Annotated in this window: 15 protein-coding genes; 9 read left to right on the top strand and 6 right to left on the bottom strand. The window is 60.1% G+C overall.

What is annotated here, in order from left to right:
- Window positions 1-13 precede the first annotated feature (13 nt).
- From AC3IT9_RS01125 to AC3IT9_RS01145, 5 genes are all read left to right on the top strand, one after another.
- Window positions 14-1207 (top strand): SfnB family sulfur acquisition oxidoreductase, encoded by a 1194-nt coding sequence (locus tag AC3IT9_RS01125; RefSeq protein WP_489271732.1) that lies wholly within the window; start codon window positions 14-16, stop codon window positions 1205-1207.
- Window positions 1208-2566, top strand: coding sequence for an LLM class flavin-dependent oxidoreductase (locus AC3IT9_RS01130; RefSeq protein ID WP_489271733.1), 1359 nt, complete (start codon window positions 1208-1210; stop codon window positions 2564-2566).
- A gap of 130 nt (window positions 2567-2696) precedes the next feature.
- A complete protein-coding gene (locus AC3IT9_RS01135; protein ID WP_489271734.1) occupies window positions 2697-3506 on the top strand; it encodes a MetQ/NlpA family ABC transporter substrate-binding protein in 810 nt (269 codons plus the stop codon).
- A 2-nt stretch (window positions 3507-3508) separates the two neighbouring features.
- Window positions 3509-4630, top strand: a complete 1122-nt coding sequence (locus AC3IT9_RS01140) for a methionine ABC transporter ATP-binding protein (protein ID WP_489271735.1) — start codon at window positions 3509-3511, stop codon at window positions 4628-4630.
- The gene (locus AC3IT9_RS01145; RefSeq protein ID WP_030128490.1) at window positions 4620-5264 is read left to right on the top strand and encodes a methionine ABC transporter permease; all 645 of its coding nucleotides are present in this window, start codon (window positions 4620-4622) and stop codon (window positions 5262-5264) included. The genes AC3IT9_RS01140 and AC3IT9_RS01145 overlap by 11 nt, the downstream gene beginning before the upstream one ends.
- Before the next feature lie 38 nt (window positions 5265-5302).
- Here AC3IT9_RS01145 and AC3IT9_RS01150 read toward each other — a convergent pair whose 3' ends face one another.
- Together AC3IT9_RS01150 and AC3IT9_RS01155 are read right to left on the bottom strand one after the other, a co-directional pair.
- Window positions 5303-8020: an RHS repeat domain-containing protein gene (locus AC3IT9_RS01150; protein WP_489271737.1), complete on the bottom strand. Its 2718-nt coding sequence runs from the start codon at window positions 8018-8020 to the stop codon at window positions 5303-5305.
- A gap of 154 nt (window positions 8021-8174) precedes the next feature.
- Window positions 8175-8465, bottom strand: coding sequence for a hypothetical protein (locus AC3IT9_RS01155; protein WP_150726470.1), 291 nt, complete (start codon window positions 8463-8465; stop codon window positions 8175-8177).
- Window positions 8466-9005: 540 nt separating this feature from the next.
- Between AC3IT9_RS01155 and AC3IT9_RS01160 the strand changes: the two genes are divergently transcribed.
- The 3 genes from AC3IT9_RS01160 to AC3IT9_RS01170 all read left to right on the top strand — a co-directional run bounded on the left by AC3IT9_RS01160 (window position 9006) and on the right by AC3IT9_RS01170 (window position 12990).
- Window positions 9006-10940 carry a RecQ family ATP-dependent DNA helicase gene (locus AC3IT9_RS01160; RefSeq protein ID WP_489271739.1) on the top strand — a complete coding sequence of 645 codons (1935 nt, stop codon included), beginning with the start codon at window positions 9006-9008 and terminating at the stop codon, window positions 10938-10940.
- 230 nt (window positions 10941-11170) lie between these two features.
- Window positions 11171-12397 (top strand): 3-hydroxyacyl-CoA dehydrogenase, encoded by a 1227-nt coding sequence (locus AC3IT9_RS01165; RefSeq protein ID WP_353741861.1) that lies wholly within the window; start codon window positions 11171-11173, stop codon window positions 12395-12397.
- Between the two features lie 170 nt (window positions 12398-12567).
- Window positions 12568-12990 carry an acyl-CoA thioesterase gene (locus AC3IT9_RS01170; RefSeq protein ID WP_150726473.1) on the top strand — a complete coding sequence of 141 codons (423 nt, stop codon included), beginning with the start codon at window positions 12568-12570 and terminating at the stop codon, window positions 12988-12990.
- Window positions 12991-13056: 66 nt separating this feature from the next.
- On the opposite strand, the gene AC3IT9_RS01175 is transcribed toward AC3IT9_RS01170, so the two are convergent.
- The 4 genes from AC3IT9_RS01175 to AC3IT9_RS01190 all read right to left on the bottom strand — a co-directional run bounded on the left by AC3IT9_RS01175 (window position 13057) and on the right by AC3IT9_RS01190 (window position 18082).
- The gene (locus AC3IT9_RS01175) at window positions 13057-13548 is read right to left on the bottom strand and encodes a glycine zipper domain-containing protein (protein ID WP_150726474.1); all 492 of its coding nucleotides are present in this window, start codon (window positions 13546-13548) and stop codon (window positions 13057-13059) included.
- A gap of 354 nt (window positions 13549-13902) precedes the next feature.
- Window positions 13903-16251: an FdhF/YdeP family oxidoreductase gene (locus AC3IT9_RS01180; RefSeq protein ID WP_489271741.1), complete on the bottom strand. Its 2349-nt coding sequence runs from the start codon at window positions 16249-16251 to the stop codon at window positions 13903-13905.
- Window positions 16248-17102, bottom strand: a complete 855-nt coding sequence (gene fdhD / locus AC3IT9_RS01185) for a formate dehydrogenase accessory sulfurtransferase FdhD (RefSeq protein ID WP_423505518.1) — start codon at window positions 17100-17102, stop codon at window positions 16248-16250. Before fdhD ends, AC3IT9_RS01180 begins: the two co-directional genes overlap by 4 nt.
- Window positions 17103-17194: 92 nt before the next feature.
- A complete protein-coding gene (locus AC3IT9_RS01190) occupies window positions 17195-18082 on the bottom strand; it encodes a LysR family transcriptional regulator (RefSeq protein WP_423505516.1) in 888 nt (295 codons plus the stop codon).
- Between the two features lie 128 nt (window positions 18083-18210).
- Between AC3IT9_RS01190 and lysM the strand changes: the two genes are divergently transcribed.
- Complete coding sequence (lysM, locus tag AC3IT9_RS01195; protein WP_150726478.1) at window positions 18211-18651, top strand: peptidoglycan-binding protein LysM; 441 nt, start codon at window positions 18211-18213, stop codon at window positions 18649-18651.
- Window positions 18652-18682: the final 31 nt, after the last annotated feature.

Raw genomic sequence — 18682 nt, forward strand, 5'->3', positions numbered from 1 at the left:
TCTGGAGAAACACATGACAAGTTCTCACCCCGTCGCGGTCATCACCAGCGATGAGCAAGCCCTGATCGTCGCCAGCGACCTTGCCGAAGACTTCAAGCGCGACAGCGCCACACGCGACCGCGAGCGTCGTTTGCCACACCCGGAACTGGAGGTGTTTTCCCGCTCGGGCCTGTGGGGCATCAGTGTGCCAAAGGAATACGGCGGCGCCGGTGTTTCCAACGTCACCCTGGCCAAGGTCATCGCCTTGATCGCCCGGGCCGACGGCTCCCTGGGGCAGATCCCGCAGAACCATTTCTATGCCCTCGAAGTACTGCGGGTGAACGGCAGCCATGAGCAGAAGCAACGCCTGTACGCCGAGGTTTTGGCCGGTCAGCGCTTCGGCAATGCGTTGGCCGAACTCGGCACTAAAACCGCACACGATCGCGTCACCAGCCTGACTCGCGACGCCAGCGGCTATCGCATCAACGGTCGCAAGTTCTACGCCACCGGCGCGATCTACGCCCAGCGCATTCCCACTTCGGTGGTGGATGAAAATGGCGTGCAGCAACTGGCGTTCGTCCCGCGCAACAGCAAGGGCCTGAGCGTGATCGACGACTGGAGCGGCTTCGGCCAGCGCACCACCGGCAGCGGTTCGGTGGTGTTCGAAGATGTCTACGTCGCCGCCGAAGATGTCATCCCCTTTCAGAGTGCTTTCGAGCGCCCGACCCCGGTCGGCCCGCTGGCGCAGATTCTCCATGCCGCCATCGACACCGGCATCGCCCGCGCCGCCTATGAAGATGCACTGCACTTCGTGCGCACGAAAACCCGGCCGTGGATCGACGCCACCCACGAAAAAGCCACGGACGATCCGCTGACCCTCAAGAGCTTCGGCCACCTGAGCATTCGCCTGCACGCCGCCGAAGCACTGCTGGAGCGTGCCGGTGAATACCTCGACAAGGCCCAGGCCGACACCCATGCACAGACCGTCGCGGCCGCGTCGATTGCCGTCGCCGAAGCCCGCGCCCTCAGTACCGAAATCTCCCTGGCCGCCGGCAGCACACTGTTCGAACTGGCCGGCAGCCAGGCAACCCTGATCGAACACGGCCTCGACCGCCACTGGCGCAACGCCCGGGTGCACACCCTGCACGACCCGGTGCGCTGGAAGTACCACGCCGTCGGCAATTACTACCTCAACGATGAAAACCCGCCACTGCGGGGGACCATCTGAATGGCCGCCGTGAAAAAGAAAATCCTGCTCAATGCCTTCAACATGAATTGCATCGGGCACATCAACCATGGCTTGTGGACGCATCCGCGCGACACATCCACCCGCTACAACACGATCGAATACTGGACCGAACTGGCGCAGCTGTTGGAGCGCGGGCTGTTCGACGGCCTGTTCATCGCCGACATCGTCGGGGTCTACGACGTCTACCAGAACTCGGTGGACGTGCCGCTCAAAGAGTCGATCCAGTTGCCGGTCAACGACCCGCTGTTGCTGGTTTCAGCGATGGCGGCGGTAACGAAAAACCTCGGCTTCGGCCTGACCGCCAATCTCACCTACGAAGCCCCGTATCTGTTCGCCCGCCGCCTGTCGACGCTGGATCACCTGAGTCGCGGGCGTGTCGGCTGGAACATCGTCACCGGCTATCTCGACAGCGCCGCCAAGGCCATGGGCCTGAGCGAACAGGTCGAGCATGACCGCCGCTATGACCAGGCCGACGAGTACCTGGAGGTGCTCTACAAACTCCTGGAAGGCAGTTGGGAAAACGGCGCGGTACTCAACGATCCGCAGCAACGGATCTACGCGCAGCCGGACAAAGTGCACAAGGTCGAGCACAAGGGCGAGTTCTATCAGGTCGAGGGTTATCACCTCTGCGAACCCTCGCCGCAGCGCACGCCGGTGCTGTTCCAGGCTGGCAGCTCGGATCGCGGGTTGCTGTTCGCCGGGCGACATGCCGAGTGCGTGTTCATCAGCGGCCAGACCAAGGCATCGACCAAGGCGCAGGTGGACAAGGTGCGCACCGCGGCCGCCTCCGCCGGGCGCAATCCCGAGGACATCAAGGTGTTCATGGGGCTGAACGTGATCGTTGGCGCCACCGAAGAGCTTGGCTGGAAGAAGCACGCCGAATACCTGGGCTACGCCAGTGCCGAGGCGGGTGTTGCGCACTTCTCGGCGTCCACCGGGATCGATTTTTCCCAGTATGAAATCGACGAGCCGATCCAGTACGTGAAAAGCAACGCGATCCAGTCCGCCACCAAACACCTGCAAAACAACGACTGGACCCGACGCAAATTGCTGGAACAACACGCCCTCGGCGGTCGCTACATCACTGTGGTCGGTTCGCCGCAGCAAGTGGCGGATGAGCTGGAGTCGTGGATCGCCGAAACCGGGCTGGATGGCTTCAACCTGACCCGCATCGTCACGCCGGAAAGCTATGAGGATTTCATCGAACTGGTGATTCCCGAGTTGCAACGGCGGGGCTCGTACAAGACGGCGTACGACAGCGGCACCTTGCGCGAAAAGCTGTTTCAGCGAGAGGCGTTTTTGCCTGAGCAACATACCGGCTCGGCTTTCCGACGCTAAAAGCATCGCGAGCAAGCTCGCTCCCACAGGGGTTTTGTGAACACCCGAGATCCACTGTGGGAGCGAGCTTGCTCGCGATGAGGCCCGAACAGACACCACAAACTCTATGCACTGACTGGAAAACCTGATCATGAAAAAGAACTACCTCTCTCACCCAGTCAAAGCACTGGCCCTGACCCTCGGCCTGCTCAGCTCGGCAACCTTCGCCGCCGACGCGCCACTGAAAATCGGCACCACCGCCGCCTTCGCCATTCCCCTTGAAGCGGCCGTCGAAGAGGCCTCCAAACAAGGCCTGAAAGTCGAGCTGGTGGAGTTCAGCGACTGGATCGCACCGAACGTCAGCCTGGCTTCAGGCGACATCGACGTGAACTACTTCCAGCACATCCCGTTCCTGGAAAACGCCAAGGCTGCATCAGGTTTCGACCTGGTGCCGTTCGCACCGGGGATCATCAACAACGTCGGCCTCTACTCGAAAAAATACAAAAGCTTCGACGAACTGCCGCAAGGCGCCAGCGTGGCCATCGCCAACGATCCGATCAACAGCGGTCGTGGCTTGCAGCTGCTGGCCAAGGCCGGTCTGATCACCCTCAAGCCCGGCGTCGGCTACAAGGCCACCGAAGAAGACATCATCGCCAACCCGAAGCACATCAAGATCCTCCAGGTCGAAGCCGTGCAATTGGTTCGTGCCTATGACGATGCCGATCTGGTGCAGGGCTATCCGGCCTACATTCGCTTGTCGAAAACCTTCGACGCGGGCTCCGCGCTGCTGTTCGACGGCCTTGATCACAAGGAGTACGTGATTCAATTCGTGATCCAGCCGAACAGCAAAACCGACCCGCGCCTGATCAAGTTCGTCGACATCTACCAGCACTCACCGGCTGTGCGCGCCGCGCTGGATAAAGCTCACGGCAAGCTCTATCAAGCCGGTTGGGAAAGCTGAACATGATCGCCGCCATCCAACGGCGACTGGAGCTTCCAGAGCCTGCAAAAGCTGCACAAACGGAGCTGCATCCCGAGCTCAATCGTGCTCATGTGCGCTTCATCAATCTGGGTAAAACCTACAACGGCCAGCAAGGACCGGTGGCCGCGTTGCACGGCATCGACCTGGCGATCCAGCGCGGCGAAGTGTTCGGCATCATCGGCCGCAGCGGCGCCGGCAAGTCGTCGCTGATCCGCACCATCAATCGCCTCGAACAGCCGAGCAGCGGTCGGGTACTGATCGATCAAGTGGACATCGGCGAGTTCGACGAAGACCGCCTGGTGGCGCTGCGTCGGCGCATCGGCATGATCTTCCAGCACTTCAACCTGATGTCGGCCAAGACCGTTTGGCAGAACGTCGAGCTGCCGCTGAAAGTCGCCGGCGTGCCCAAGGAACAACGCGAGCAGAAGGTCCGCGAACTGTTGGAATTGGTGGGCTTGCAGGCCAAGCACAAGGCTTACCCGGCGCAGTTGTCCGGCGGGCAGAAACAGCGCGTGGGCATTGCCCGGGCGCTGGTGCATGACCCGCAAATCCTGTTGTGCGACGAAGCCACCTCGGCGCTCGACCCGGAGACCACGCAGTCGATCCTCGGCCTGCTGCGCGAGATCAATCAGCGCCTGGGCCTGACTATTGTGCTGATCACCCACGAGATGGCGGTAATCCGTGAGATCTGTGATCGCGTGGTTGTCCTGGAACACGGGCGCATCGTCGAGCAAGGGCCGGTGTGGGAAGTGTTCGGCAATCCACAGCATGAGGTCAGCAAGACATTGCTGGCACCCTTGCAACACACATTGCCGAAAGAGCTGCAAAGCCGTTTGCAGGCGCAGCCAAATTCCTCGGACGCCGCCGTGGTCCTGCGCTTGCAGTTCACCGGCAGCCAACGCGACGAACCGGACCTGGCGGCACTGTTCAGCGCCCTCGGAGGCCGTGTGCGATTGCTGCAAGGCGGCGTGGAACGGATTCAGGGCCATGCCCTCGGGCAACTGCTGCTGGCAGTGACCGGCTCGACTCTCGATGCCGAGCAATTGCGTCAACGCGCCGGCCATTGGGCGCAACAAGTGGAGGTATTGGGTTATGTGGTTTGATCGCTTGCTGCAGGGTTTCATCGACACGTTTTTGATGGTCGGCGTGTCGTCGTTGATCGCACTGTTGGCGGGCATTCCGCTGGCGGTGATCCTGGTCACCAGCTCCAAGGGCGGCATCTACGAAGCCCCGGCGCTGAACCGCGCACTGGGTGCGTTCGTGAACCTGTTTCGCTCGATTCCGTTTCTGATTTTGATGGTGGCGCTGATTCCGTTCACCCGATTGATCGTCGGCACCACCTACGGCGTGTGGGCGGCCGTGGTGCCGCTGACCATCGCGGCTACGCCGTTCTTTGCGCGCATTGCCGAGGTCAGCTTGCGCGAGGTCGATCATGGATTGATCGAAGCGGCGCAGGCGATGGGTTGCCGGCGTTGGCACATCGTTTGGCATGTGTTGTTGCCGGAAGCGCTGCCGGGGATTGTCGGCGGGTTTACAATTACGCTGGTGACCATGATCAACTCGTCGGCCATGGCCGGGGCGATTGGCGCGGGTGGGCTGGGGGACATTGCCTATCGGTATGGGTATCAGCGGTTTGATAGCCAGATCATGTTGACGGTGATTGTGTTGCTGGTGGTGTTGGTGGCGGTGATTCAACTCGGTGGGGATCGGTTGGCTCGGGGGTTGAACAAGCGTTGAACCGAAGGAAACCCTCACTCAATGGATCGCGCAAACAACTATCTAAGCCCAATAGATGCAACGAGCATGGCATATGAATCAGCATTATTTAACAACACGTTAGTCGTCAAATCAGGGCTTTTACTCAACGCTTCCCGGATGCCTTCTTCCTTCGATGTTTTAAAAAATTTTTCCCGCTTGCCCTTTGAAAGTGATTCCACGGATTGTCGAGCTATGTGCGCCTCTAACAGCTCTCTCTTCATCATTTTTTGATCCGACGCAGATTCGTCTACTACCACCTTTCTGAAGTCCAGGTATGCGAAATCCAGACTATTCAACCCAACTTTGTCATCGAGTGTTTTAAAATGCGTCCCTTCATGATATATCGACCATGCAACTTTATCAGGTGATTCATCTAGCAAGTCTTCAGAAATGAAAATACGCCTATGAGGGTCAATGGGAGTAGTGTGTGCCAGTTCAGCATTGCTCCTTGATTTAAACATAATAATATCTCTTTTACCTGTAGCGTATTCCTTAATAGCTGAGTCCATAAGCCTGATTTTTGGCAACAAAACTGACACAGGTACATCTCCGACAAACACAATGGAAACTAATTTTTTTACCCATTCATCGACTGTAGGCATTTCCAGAGCATTGGCGGCTTTTGTCGACCACTGAGACGCTATTTCTAGACCTTCAGTTAACCGCTGACCTTTTTCAGGGCTTTTACTCTTTATCTCGTCAATGCCCCGAGCGAGAAACTTTACGCCTTTAATCCTCTGGGCAATTTCAAATCTATCGCCACGCCCCCTTACCAACCCGAATTCATCACGATGGTTAATTGGGTTGTTGGCACAAAAACAATAAAAGTTTAAACCATCAACATCCCCGGCCGGATCAGTGCTGACCCAGCGCTGCAACCACGGCGCGTAATACCGGTAGCCATAGTAATAAAGCCCGGTCGCATCCCGCTCTTTACCCGAGTAGCGAATAGTTTTGTACTGCGCCACCAGCGCACTTTTCCCCGCCCAGCACGCCGTGCCGCCAAAGGGATAATAGTGTTCCTGGGTCAACACGCCCGCCTCGTCATCCAGTTCCAGGGTGCTGGAACCGAGGTGATCGCTGAGGCTGTAGCGCCATTGATCGTCATGAGCACCTTGGGGCCAGTGCAGTGCCCGCACGCTACTGCGCCCGGCTTCGACGCTGATGACGTGGTGTTCTTCACCGTCGGCCTGACGGTGGATTTCCAGACCGGGGAGGTAACGGACTTCGCTGCGCAGGGTGCGGCCGCTGCTGTGGGCGAATCCCGTTTTGCGCAAGCGGTGGCCGGGGCGGGCGTAGCGGTAGCATTCGTAGTCGTCGGGCTCGGTTTCGCGGTTGACCAACGTCACGCGGCTCAATTGATTGCGGCTGTCCCAGAGCATGGCTTGCCCGCGTTGCAGCTCCCATTGATTGCCACCGGCATCGAAACCCAAGGCGATTTCAGGCTCGCCCGGCAGTGATCCGTCGTCCCGTTGCGCGAGGCTGCGGTTGCTTCGTGCCGAGGTGAACATCGAGAAGCCGGGCGCGCCGTTGTGCTGGCGGCTAATCAAATTCCCGCCCCGGTCGTACTCGAAGCATTGGGTGTAATTGCGCCGCTGGTTGGGGTCCAGCGGCGTGGGCAGCAGTGTCGGCAGGGCCGGGCCATGACTCGGCTGGCTGACCTCCCAGCCCTGGGCTTCGACCAGTTGATACAGGCTGTCGTAGCGGTAGCGATTGATTGGCTCGATGCGCTGGTTGTTGAAATGGCTGACGGCTTGGGACTCGTCGTGCAGCTTGACGATATTGCCCACCGGGTCGTAGACGTAGTTCAGGTCCTGCAAGGGTTTCTGGTTTCCGACTGCCGCTACCAGCCGGATCAGCCGGCCGTCATCGGCAGCGTATTCGACTTGGGTCAGCACCCCATTGCCGGCGGTTTCGCGGTCGACCTGATCCTGGGCGTTGTAGCGAATGTCGTGGACCAAGGATTGCGGCTGCTTGCTCTCACCGGCCATTTGCAGCCAGACCTCACTCGGTTTGCCCGCCACGTCGTAACCAAAGGTGCGAACGTTGCCCATGGCATCGGTTTGTTCCTGAAGCTCACCGCCGGGATTGAAGATATGGCGGGTGATGAATGATTGGGCTTCCAGACACGCCTCGCGGTCATCGATATCCAAGGGCCAATCAGGTATTTCGAGGTCAGCGAGGAAGCGTCGATCTTCTACCAGCACCGCACCGGCAAGCCCATAGACGGGAAAGATTTGAGTACCCGCCGGATCGTCATGACGGATCAACTGCCCGCACTGGTTGTGTTCGGCGAATGCAGGATTGGAATCACCGTAGGTCAAGCGTTCCACCACACGAGGTCGTTCCCCCGCGGCCTGTTCCGTGACGGTGACGGGCCGCTGTTGGGCGTCAAACTCGGTGTGACGCTGACTGCCTCGTGCATCCCAGAATGAACAGGGCGAACCCGCCTGATCCAGCACACTCAACTGCCACCCGGCATCGACGCTGTCCGTCAGCACCGGCTGGCCAATCAAGCCGTAGACCGTGGTCAGGTTCGGCTTCGGCGCCGTGCCCCACAACCGAGGGTCCCACGACTCGACCAACCGCCCCGCCGCGTCGAAGCGTTGCCGGGTGATACGTGGGTCAATCTCCGGGCTGTCGGGATGGCGGCAATAGCCGACGTTGCGAACCAGCAAGGTGCGCGGATCGATGACCGACAGCGTCGGTGTCGCGGTGTGGTGATGAGCGTTCACGGCATTGACGGTCCTTCGCTTTGACTGAGGACAGACTGGGCCTTTTTTCGCCGGACCGAAACTGTAAGAAGTAACAGGTCGATGTCCGCGAAATGGCCATCGTCGGAACGCCGCCCGGAGCAAGCTCGCTCCCACAGGAGGTTGTGGTGGTGCTTCAGCCGGTGAGTTTCGGCAAACGCTGCCGGGCGATGTCGAGCAGGTCATTGCCGTCCTGGGTCAGCAGGTACAGCGCGCTGACGATCTTGGGGATGTCGCTGGCATTGGCCTGTTTGAAGCACATGCAATAGAGGGTTTCGAGCAGGTCGCTGGCGGCGTGGATGCGTTGTCGGGCGGCGTCGAGGATCTCGAAGGGGTCGGCCTCGGTATCGATGACCAGCACCGGGGTTTCGCTGTAGCGGGTCTTGAGAGGGTGGTAGCGGGTTGTCAGTGGGTCGGGGTTTTTCATTGAGTGGGTCCTGTGCGAAATCGGCAAGTGTTCCCGGCAGGCCGAGACACTGTTTTCAGCCGCGCTGGAAACTATAGGAGGGTATGGCGTTACGGGACAAGACGGCTGAGATCGACAGGCTTTGTAAGGGTTTTGTCATATTTTGAGGAAGGGGACTACACGTTGGTGCTGGGTTTTCAACGTGGAATGGCGAGAGGTAAAAATGCTTACAGCGTTTTCAGCCGCTTCGCAGTAAATCTCGGTAGAGGGGGCCCAGGACAATGTCGGCTATTTCGAATTTTGCGGTGGGTGTGCTGGCCTCTTCGCGAGCAGGCTCGCTCCCCCACTGATCTATGTTTGAGCATCAGAACCCTGTGCGCTGAAGATCAAATGTGGGAGCGAGCCTGCTCGCGAAAGCGATCTGCCAGTTACCCGATTCCTCAAGCCCTTTGAATCATCCGCTGTATCATCCCCTATCGTTTTTGCCCCCGACCTTTTCTCGACTCGCTGCGATCGCCGGCCAGGCTTTTGACTCCGCAGCGGTCAATGGAGTGACAGCTTATGCACAACACCCTGGAACAGGTTTTCGGTTATCCACAATTTCGACCCGGTCAGGAGGCGGCCGTCAGTGCCGTGCTGGCCGGGCGTTCGGCGGCGGCGATTTTCCCCACCGGCTCCGGCAAATCCCTTTGCTACCAATTGCCGGCGCTGTTGCTGCCGCACCTGACGCTGGTGGTCTCACCCTTGCTGGCGTTGATGCAGGATCAACTGGCGTTCCTGCAACGCCACGGCATCTCGGCGGGCAGTATCGATTCGGCGCAGAGCCGCGATGACGCCAGCGACGTCATGGCCCGGGCCAGATCCGGCGAACTGAAGATCTTGATGATCTCCGTGGAGCGCCTGAAGAACGAGCGCTTCCGGCATTTTTTGCAGCAAGTACCGATCTCGTTGCTGGTGGTGGACGAGGCGCACTGCATTTCCGAATGGGGGCATAACTTTCGCCCGGACTACCTCAAGCTTCCCGACTATCAACGCCAGTTCAACATCCCGCAGGTGTTGCTGCTGACCGCAACGGCGACGCCCAAGGTCATCGCCGACATGCAGGCGAAATTCGCCATCGCCGCCGACGATGTGGTGACCACCGGTTTCTATCGCCCGAACCTCAATTTGCTGGTGGAGCCGGTTCGCGGAGCGGACAAACGCCGACGCCTGGTCGAGTGGATGAGCCAGCGTCCGGACCAGCCGAGCATCATCTATGTGACCTTGCAGAAAACCGCCGAGCACATCGCCGAACACCTGAACCGCAACGGCATTCAGGCCGAGGCTTATCACGCCGGGTTGCCCCATGAGCAACGGGAAGCGATCCAGCGTCGCTTCATGGGCGGGCAGTCCAATTGCATCGTCGCCACCATCGCTTTTGGCATGGGCATCGACAAGAGTGACATCCGCAACGTGGTGCATTTCGACCTGCCAAAATCCATCGAAAACTACAGCCAGGAAATCGGCCGCGCCGGGCGTGACGGGCAGCCGTCGGACTGCCTGGTGTTGGCCAACCGCGACAGCCTCAACGTGCTGGAGAATTTCGTCTACGGCGACACGCCCGAGCTGGATGGCATCCGTTGCGTGCTTGACGAGATGCATGCCGCGGCAACTGAAGGGCAGTGGGAGTTTCTGCTGGGGCCATTGGCCGATCAGAGCAATATTCGCCAGTTGCCGCTCAAGACCTTGCTGGTGCAACTCGAATTGCGCGGGTTGATCGCCCCGCGCTACGCCTACTACGCCGAGTACCGTTTCAAGTATGTGCAGGAGCCCGAGGCGCTATTGGCGCATTTTGAAGGCGAGCGCAGGGATTTTGTCGCGGCGATCATCGAGACTTCCAGCCGCGCCAGGACCTGGGCCACGGTGAATTTCGAGGCGTTGTACGAGCAGCATCAGGCCGAGCGCAGTCGGGTGGTCAAGGCACTGGATTATTTCCAGGAGAAGGGCTGGGTGGAGCTCGAAAGCAAGCAGATGACCGAGGTCTACAGCGTGCTGCAAAGCGGGTTCGACAGCGTCGCATTGGGCGAAGAACTGCACGGCTATTTCACTCGGCATGAGCACACCGAGATCGCGCGGATTCACGCGATGCTGGATCTGTTCGCCACCGACCGTTGCCTGGGTTATCGCCTGGCCGAGTATTTCGGTGACCACAATGCCCCGCAGCAATGCGGGCATTGTTCGGTGTGTCATGGGCAAGTGGCGCGGCTACCGGCACCACCGGAGTTGCCGGCGCTTGTGGATAAGAATTTCGAGGCGCTGTGTGGCGGTTTTATCCACAGGCACGAACAGCACACGGGCAACTTGCCTTCGGCTGAACGCGTGACACGGTTTCTGTGCGGGATCAGCGTGCCGTTGTTCACCAAGCTCAAGGCGCGGTCGATTCCCGGGTTTGCGGCGCTGGAGGATTATCCGTATGCCAGGGTGCGGGAGTGGGCCGAGCAACATCTACCTGGTTGAAACACGGTCAGTGTAGGAGCGAGCCTGCTCGCGATGAGGCCGGCACATTCAACAGTGATGGCGACTGACACACCGCTATCGCGAGCAGGCTCGCTCCCACAGGAATCTCAGGGCCTGGCAGTGCTACATCCATCCGCTGAATGTTGCTCATCACAGGAATAAATTTCAAAAAAACCCGGTGGCTGACTATGGTGATGGCTGTCTTCGGATCGCCAACAAGAGAACAAAACATGAGCCAGACACCGTCGAATATTCAGCGCGCCGCCGTCATCGGCGCGGGCACCATGGGCCGTGGCATTGTCATGTGCCTGGCCAACGCCGGAGTGGCCGTGCAGTGGGTCGACAATAATCCGCAAATGCTGGAGCAAGCGCTGGTTACCGTAGCGGACACCTACGCCCACAACGTGCGCCAGGGCCGGATTGATCAGAGCGAAGCCGATGCCCGTGTCGCGCGCGTTACGGCGGCAGATAGTTATACGGCCATCCGCGATGTCGACCTGGTCATCGAAGCGGTGTACGAAAACCTTGAGCTCAAGCAGAAAATCTTCCGCGAGCTCGATGACCTGCTCAAACCCGAAGCCATTCTGGCCAGCAATACCTCGGCGCTGGACATCGACGCCATTGCTGCGGTCACACGCCGTCCGCAACAAGTACTGGGCCTGCACTTCTTCAGCCCGGCGCACATCATGAAGCTGCTGGAAATCGTCCGTGGTGCACAGACGGCGCCGGCGGTGCTCGACGCGGCACTGGCGCTCGGCCAGCGCATGGGCAAGGTCAGTGTGGTGTCGGGCAATTGCGACGGTTTCATCGGCAACCGCATGCTCAATACCTATGTGCTCGAAGCGCGAAAAATGCTGCTGGAAGGCGCTTATCCGTATCAGGTGGACGCAGCGCTGCAAGGCTTCGGTTTTGCCATGGGGCCGTTCCGCATGTTCGATGTGGTGGGCGTCGACCTGCAATGGCGCGCGCGCCAGTTATCCGGCATTGGACAGGATGCGCCGCAAGTTCAGGTGGATAACCGTTTGTGTGAGCAGGGACGTTTCGGCCAGAAGAGTGGCAACGGCTTTTACCACTATGAACCGGGCAGTCGTCAGGCCGAACATGATCCACTGGTGGATGCGCTGGTGCTGGAGGTCAGCGAAGGGCTAGGGTTCCATCGCCGCGAGATCGGCCCGGAGGAGATTCTCGAGCGCTGCTTGCTGGCACTGGTCAACGAAGGCGCGAAGATCCTGCAGGAAGGCATCGCCGGGTCGGCTCACGATATCGATCTGGTCTACCTCAACGGCTATGGTTTCCCGGCGGACAAGGGCGGGCCGATGGCCTGGGCGGATCAGCAAGGGCTGGCGGACATTCACCGGCGCTTGATGGACCTTGAGACGCGTCAGGGCGATCACTGGCAGCCAGCGCGGTTGATTGGGGAGTTGGCGGCGGCTGGCAAGGGCTTTGCTGACAAGTGATTGATGCGGCGCCTGTGAGGGCGCCTTCGCGAGCAGGCTCGCTCCCACAGGTGATCGGGTGAAGACAGCTAGTGCGTCTGGTCGAGATCCAATGTGGGAGCGAGCCTGCTCGCGATGAATACAACGCGGTTTCGCCTTAGACTGGCGAACCCACTCAGGAATCAACGCCAATGCCCCAACGCACCGACTACCCCCACTTCCAGCCCATCACCACCCGCTGGCACGACAACGATGCCTACGGTCACGTCAACAACGTTACCTACTACAGCTTCTTCGATACGGCGGTGAACACTTACCTGATCGAAGTTGGCGGCCTGGATATCCATGATGGTGAGGTGGTGGGGTTCGTGGTGAGCTCCTCCTGTGATTACTTTGCTTCCATTGCCTTCCCGGACCGCATCGAGATCGGTCTGCGGGTGGGCAAGTTGGGCAACAGTTCGGTGCAATACGAACTGGCCGTGTTCAAGCAGGGAGAAGACGAGGCCTGCGCGGCGGGGCGCTTCGTGCATGTGTTTGTCGATCGTGCGTCGAATCAACCCGTGGCGATTCCTGCAGGGTTGCGCGGGGCGCTGGAGCGTCTGGTGGATCAGTAAGGCAAAAAAAATCGCAGCCCTTGGGCTGCGATTTTTGTTGTACTTACCAGCGAGGTGCTCGAGGCCTTAGTCGCGGTAGTACTTGTGGTGCTTCTTGCGATGGCCATAGGCATGGCCACGGCCCGGATGGCCGTCACGGTAGTAACGACGATCACCATGGCCGCGATACGAACGACGATCGTCGTCGTCATCATTATCGTACTCTTTGCCCATGTAGTTACCCAGCGCGCCACCGGCGCCGCCGCCTGCTGCTGCGCCGATCAGGCTGCCGGTGGTGCCGCCCACGCTGCGGCCGACCACGTTACCGCCCGCGGCGCCCAACGCACCGCCAAGGGCTGCTTCGCCACGGCTGTGTTTGTTTGCACCGACGGCGCTACCACCCGCGCCACCCAGGGCCGCGCCGATGGTGGAACCTGTACTGCCGCCTAACGACTGACCGACGACCGAGCCTAAAACCCCGCCCAATGCGCCGCCTACACCGGCTTCGGTGGTGCCGCCAGCAGACGCGATACCGCTGACCAGGCCAAGGGACAACAAGAGAATCGAGGAGAACTTCATGGAGGAACCTCAAGGGGATGACGGCGCGATCCTGAGGCTCTGGAATGGGCGTGACAATCGAAATCCGACGAATAACACGACCTGTATACAATATTGCAAGTTACTGTTTTTTGGGCGGAACTTAACGTTTTTTTGCCGGTCTTTTACTACTTCGCAAAGGCCGTTTTCATAAGAAAGCGGCCTTTTTTGTGGGCGAAAGGAAAGTGCAGGGTCCGGAGTTTTTGGTGATTGGTCTGGCCCTATCGCGAGCAAGCTCGCTCCCACAGGGATTTCAGTCGAACGCAGATTATGTGAACAACAGAAAAAACCTGTGGGAGCGAGCTTGCTCGCGATGGGGCCAGTTCAGACAACATATTAAGCAGACCTGGCCATGATCAGCCCAGTCTCACTCGCCGCTTCCAACCGGATCGCCACAAACTTCGATGTCGGCGTATGGCTGTCATCGCCGGTGCTTTCCAGCGGCACCAACGGGTTCACTTCCGGATAGTAGGCCGCCGCTTGCCCGGCCGGGATATCAAACGCCAGCAGCGTGAAGCCTTTTACCCGACGTTCCACGCCATCGTCCCAGAGCGAAACGATGTCGGCCTTTTGCCCCGGCTTGAAGCCCAGGCGAATGATGTCGGCTTCGTTGACGAACAACACGTCCCGCTGACCCTTCACGCCGCGATAACGGTCGTTGAGGCCATAAATGGTGGTGTTGTACTGATCGTGGGAACGCATCGATTGCATGATCAGGTCCGGCAGCACACCGGTAGCGCGGGTGCGTTCGTGTACCAGGTCTTTGGGCAGTGCGTTCGAGCGGAAATTGGCCCGGCCCGAAGCGGTGCTCCACTTGCGTGCGCCAGCACTGTTGCCCAGGTAGAAACCGCCCGGGTTCTTGATCTTCTCATTGAAGTCCTTGAAGCCGGGAATGGTCTCGGCGATCAGGTCGCGGATGCGGCTGTAGTCGGCCACCATCCAGTTCCAGTCCACCGGGTGGCTGCCCAGGGTCGCGGCAGCGATGCCGGCCAGGATCGCCGGCTCCGAGCGCATCTGGTTCGACAGCGGCTGCAGCTGACCATTGGAGGCGTGGACCATGCTGAACGAGTCTTCGACGGTTATCGCTTGCGGGCCTTGGGTCTGGATATCGATGTCGGTGCGGCCCAGGCACGGCAGGATCAGCGCGTCTTTACCGTGGGTCAAATGGCTGCGGTTGAGCTTGGTGCTGATCTGCACGGTCAGGTCGCAGTTTCGCAGGGCCTGGAACGTGCGCGGGCTGTCCGGCGTGGCCTGGGCGAAGTTGCCGCCGAGGCCGATGAAGACTTTCGCCCGGCCTTCAGCCATCGCATGAATCGCCTCGACCACGTTGTGGCCGTTGCCGCGTGGCACCTTGAATTGGAAGCGCCGCTCCAGGGCATCGAGGAACGCGACAGGAGGGCGTTCATTGATGCCCATGGTCCGGTCGCCCTGCACGTTGCTGTGGCCACGCACCGGGCACAGGCCGGCACCCGGCCGGCCGATGTTGCCGCGCAGCAGCATCAGGTTGGCGATTTCCTGGATGGTCGCCACCGAATGGCGGTGCTGGGTGATGCCCATGGCCCAGCACATGATCACGTTCTTGCCTTTGGCGTACATGCGCGCGGCTTGCTCGATTTCCACCAGGCTCAGGCCGGACTGCTCGACGATCTGTTCCCACGGGGTGTTGTCGATGACGGCCAGGTAATCCAGCACGTTGACGCTGTGCTCGTTGAGGAAGTCATGGTCGAACACCGCCGGGGCACCGGTTTTCTGTGCGTCGCGCTCCCACAGCAGGAGGAATTTTGCCATGCCGCGCATGATCGCCATGTCACCGCCCAGGGCCGGGCGGAAGAACGCGGTGTTGGTCGGCTTGTCGCCGTTGGTGAGCATTTCGAGCGCGTGCTGCGGGTGCTGGAAACGCTCCAGGCCACGCTCCTTGAGCGGGTTGATGCACACCACTTGCGCGCCGCGTTTTACCGCTTCGCGTAGCGGTTCGAGCATTCGCGGGTGGTTGGTGCCGGGGTTCTGGCCCCAGACGAAAATCGCATCGGCGTGTTCGAAGTCGTCGAAGGTCACGGTGCCTTTGCCGACCCCGACGCTTTGCGACAACGCGACACCGCTGGCCTCGTGGCACATGTTCGAGCAGTCAGGGAAGTTGTTGGTGCCATAGGCGCGCACGAACAGCTGATAGAGGTACGCCGCTTCGTTGCTGGCACGGCCGGAAGTGTAGAACTCGGCCTGATCGGGGCTCGACAGGCCGTTCAGATGCCTGGCGATCAGGGCGAATGCGTCGTCCCAGCTGATCGGCTTGTAGCGATCGGTCTCGGCGTCATAGCTCATCGGCTCGGTCAGGCGGCCCTGGTATTCGAGCCAATAGTCGCTTTGCTCCAGCAGCGAAGTGACGCTGTGTTTGGCGAAGAACTTGGCGTCAACACGACGTTTGGTCGCCTCCCAGTTCACCGCCTTGGCGCCGTTCTCACAGAACATCACCATGCCCTTTTCCGGAGAATCACCCCAGGCGCAACCCGGGCAGTCGAAGCCACCGTTCTGGTTGGTCTTGAGCATTATGCGCAAGTTTTTCAGCGCGTTGTCGCTGGTCAACCAAGCCTGGGCCACGCTGATCAGTGCCCCCCAGCCACCAGCCGGGCCTTTGTAGGGCTTGTAGCGAGGGACGGGTTTCTGATCGGCTTGACGGTGTTGACTCACGCTTGATTCTCCAACGTTGGGCTGTAGACCCGCGGTGCATTCTTCTGTGGCAGATGGATGAGATTGAGGTTGTGGCGACGGGCCCATTGCACGGCAAGACCCGTGGGCGACGACAGGCTGACCAGGGTCTGGATGCCGGCGCGCAAGACTTTCTGGATCAATTCGAGGCTGCAGCGGCTGGTGACAATCGCCAGCCCGCCAGCGGTCGGGATCTTCTGGCGGATCAATCCGCCGATCAGTTTGTCGAGGGCGTTGTGCCGGCCGATATCTTCGCGGCCGAGCAACAACTCACCTTTGTCATTCATGAACACCGCGGCATGCACCGCACCGCAATGTTGGCCCAAGGGCTGGAAGGCGCCGATGCGCTCGCGCAGGCCATTAAGCCATTCGACCGGCGGCAACGGGGCGCCGGGCAATACCTGAAGGTCCGGCAACGCCTGCTCGAGCGCTTCCACGCCACAGAGCCCGCAACCGCTGGTACCGGCCAGTTGCCGACGCTGCTGCTTGAGGTTCCAGAAGGCGCGGTTGGCGATGGTCACTTGTGCGTATTGCGCCGAACCCGAGCCGCTGAGTTGCAGGTCATAGATGTCCGTGGCGTCCTGGATGATGCCGCTGCCCAGGCTGAAGCCGACGATGAAATCTTCCAGGTCCGTGGGCGTTACCAGCATGACTGCCTGGCTGATGCCGTTGAAGGCAATCGCCAGCGCGACTTCCTCGGCCAGCGCGGTGCTGGCCGATTCGGCGCTATCCGTTTCGGTACGACGCAGATTGCAGTAGCTGTAAGTCTGGCTGGCGGCGGGTGCGGGCGTTTCGAGGGCAGGCGCCGCGCAGGCTGGGCGCTTGGTGTTCATGGCATCACCGACGGATTGATCAGCTTTAAGACTAGGCGCGGCAAGTTGTCGCGTCTAATCGCTATTACTGATCTACCGATAGATGCCGTCGATCAAGCGCCGATCAATGATTGTTGATAGATCGCGAAACAGGCCTCAGCCAAGGCCGAGCGCGGTGCGCTGCGACGCATGATCAGCCCCAGTCGGCCAAGGGTCTGGGCGTTCTCGATCGGTTGCAGGCGCAGGTGTTCGGTCAGTCCTTCGAGGCCACCGTCCAGTGGCATCACGGCGCAACACAGGCCGCCGTGCACCGCTTGTAACAGTTGATGGACGGCGTCGGTCTGCAACAGCGGTTGTGGGGTGAGGCCGCGGCTGTGGAAGTTATGGTCGATGGATTGGCGAAAATGCATGCCGCTGGTGAGCATGCCCAGTGGCAGTTCGATCAACGATTCCCAACTCAATGGCGCTTCGCCAAAGGTGAAGAAGCGTTGGTCGTAGAGCAGGCCCATGCGGGTTTCGCTGAAGGCCAGGGAGTCGAAATGTTCGGTGTCGAGGCGTTCCAGGTAGGAAACACCGAGGTCCAGGCGATTGTTCGCCAGTTGCTCGAGGATCTGCTCGGAACTCAGTGCCGAGAGTTCGAAGCGCAGGTTCGGATGCTCCCCGTGCAGGCGTTGCAGCAGCGGCAGCGGATCGAAGCTCGACAGCGGCACCATACCCAGCCGCAACGTACCGACCAGACTGCCGCGACAGGCGGCCGCCTCGGCGTATAAGCCGTCGTAGGCCGCCAGTACGGTGCGCGCCCAGGCCAGCACCCGCTCGCCCGGCGCGGTGAAGCCTTCGAAACGCTGGCCGCGATTGACCAGCGGCAGGTCGAGTTCTTCTTCGAGGCTGCGCAGGCGCATGGACAGGGTTGGCTGGGTGATGTGGCAGCGTGCGGCGGCCTGGCCGAAATGACGGGTTTCGTCGAGCGCGATGAGGAATTTCAGCTGCTTGATGTCCATCTGCGCTCCAGGGGGTGGGAAGGTGCGGATTCTATCGCAAGCGGGGTCATTGGTCGGGTTGGATTCGCAGGTGACGACCGTGGTCTAGGCTTTGACGTCTGGAACCCGAAACCCAAGGAGAGTGCACCATGAGTCTTTTGAGCTTTGTGAAGGAAGCAGGCGAAAAATTGCTGGATTTGCTGACGCCAGGCAACGCCAATGCCAGTGAGCAATTGAAGGCGCACATCAGCAAGGTCGGTCTGGGTAACCCGAATGTGCAGGCGACGGTCGATGGCGACAAGGTCACGGTGACCGGTGAAGTGGCGAGCCAGGAAGAGAAGGAAAAGATCCTGCTGGCGGTGGGCAATATCGCCGGGGTTGGCAGTGTGGATGATCAGATTACCGTGACCGGGCCTGTCGTTGCTGCCGCGCGCTTCGTGGTCGTGAAAAAGGGCGACACCCTCAGCGCCATATCCCTGGCTGTGTATGGCAGTGCCAACCAGTACAACAAGATTTTTGAAGCCAACAAACCAATGCTGTCGCACCCGGACAAGATCTATCCGGGGCAGTCGTTGCGGATTCCTGAGTAAGTCGTCAAACCGCGTGATGGCCATCGCGGGC

Source organism: Pseudomonas sp. KH_046_1, assembly GCF_057839025.1.

Coding starts and splice junctions, on each gene's coding strand:
- AC3IT9_RS01135 (WP_489271734.1), top strand. CDS start 2,697: ATGAAAAAGAACTACCTCTCTCACCCAGTCAAAGCACTGGCCCTGACC.
- AC3IT9_RS01170 (WP_150726473.1), top strand. CDS start 12,568: ATGCCCCAACGCACCGACTACCCCCACTTCCAGCCCATCACCACCCGC.
- lysM (WP_150726478.1), top strand. CDS start 18,211: ATGAGTCTTTTGAGCTTTGTGAAGGAAGCAGGCGAAAAATTGCTGGAT.
- AC3IT9_RS01175 (WP_150726474.1), bottom strand. CDS start 13,548: ATGAAGTTCTCCTCGATTCTCTTGTTGTCCCTTGGCCTGGTCAGCGGT.
- AC3IT9_RS01145 (WP_030128490.1), top strand. CDS start 4,620: ATGTGGTTTGATCGCTTGCTGCAGGGTTTCATCGACACGTTTTTGATG.
- AC3IT9_RS01165 (WP_353741861.1), top strand. CDS start 11,171: ATGAGCCAGACACCGTCGAATATTCAGCGCGCCGCCGTCATCGGCGCG.
- AC3IT9_RS01155 (WP_150726470.1), bottom strand. CDS start 8,465: ATGAAAAACCCCGACCCACTGACAACCCGCTACCACCCTCTCAAGACC.
- fdhD (WP_423505518.1), bottom strand. CDS start 17,102: ATGAACACCAAGCGCCCAGCCTGCGCGGCGCCTGCCCTCGAAACGCCC.
- AC3IT9_RS01160 (WP_489271739.1), top strand. CDS start 9,006: ATGCACAACACCCTGGAACAGGTTTTCGGTTATCCACAATTTCGACCC.
- AC3IT9_RS01125 (WP_489271732.1), top strand. CDS start 14: ATGACAAGTTCTCACCCCGTCGCGGTCATCACCAGCGATGAGCAAGCC.
- AC3IT9_RS01190 (WP_423505516.1), bottom strand. CDS start 18,082: ATGGACATCAAGCAGCTGAAATTCCTCATCGCGCTCGACGAAACCCGT.
- AC3IT9_RS01140 (WP_489271735.1), top strand. CDS start 3,509: ATGATCGCCGCCATCCAACGGCGACTGGAGCTTCCAGAGCCTGCAAAA.
- AC3IT9_RS01130 (WP_489271733.1), top strand. CDS start 1,208: ATGGCCGCCGTGAAAAAGAAAATCCTGCTCAATGCCTTCAACATGAAT.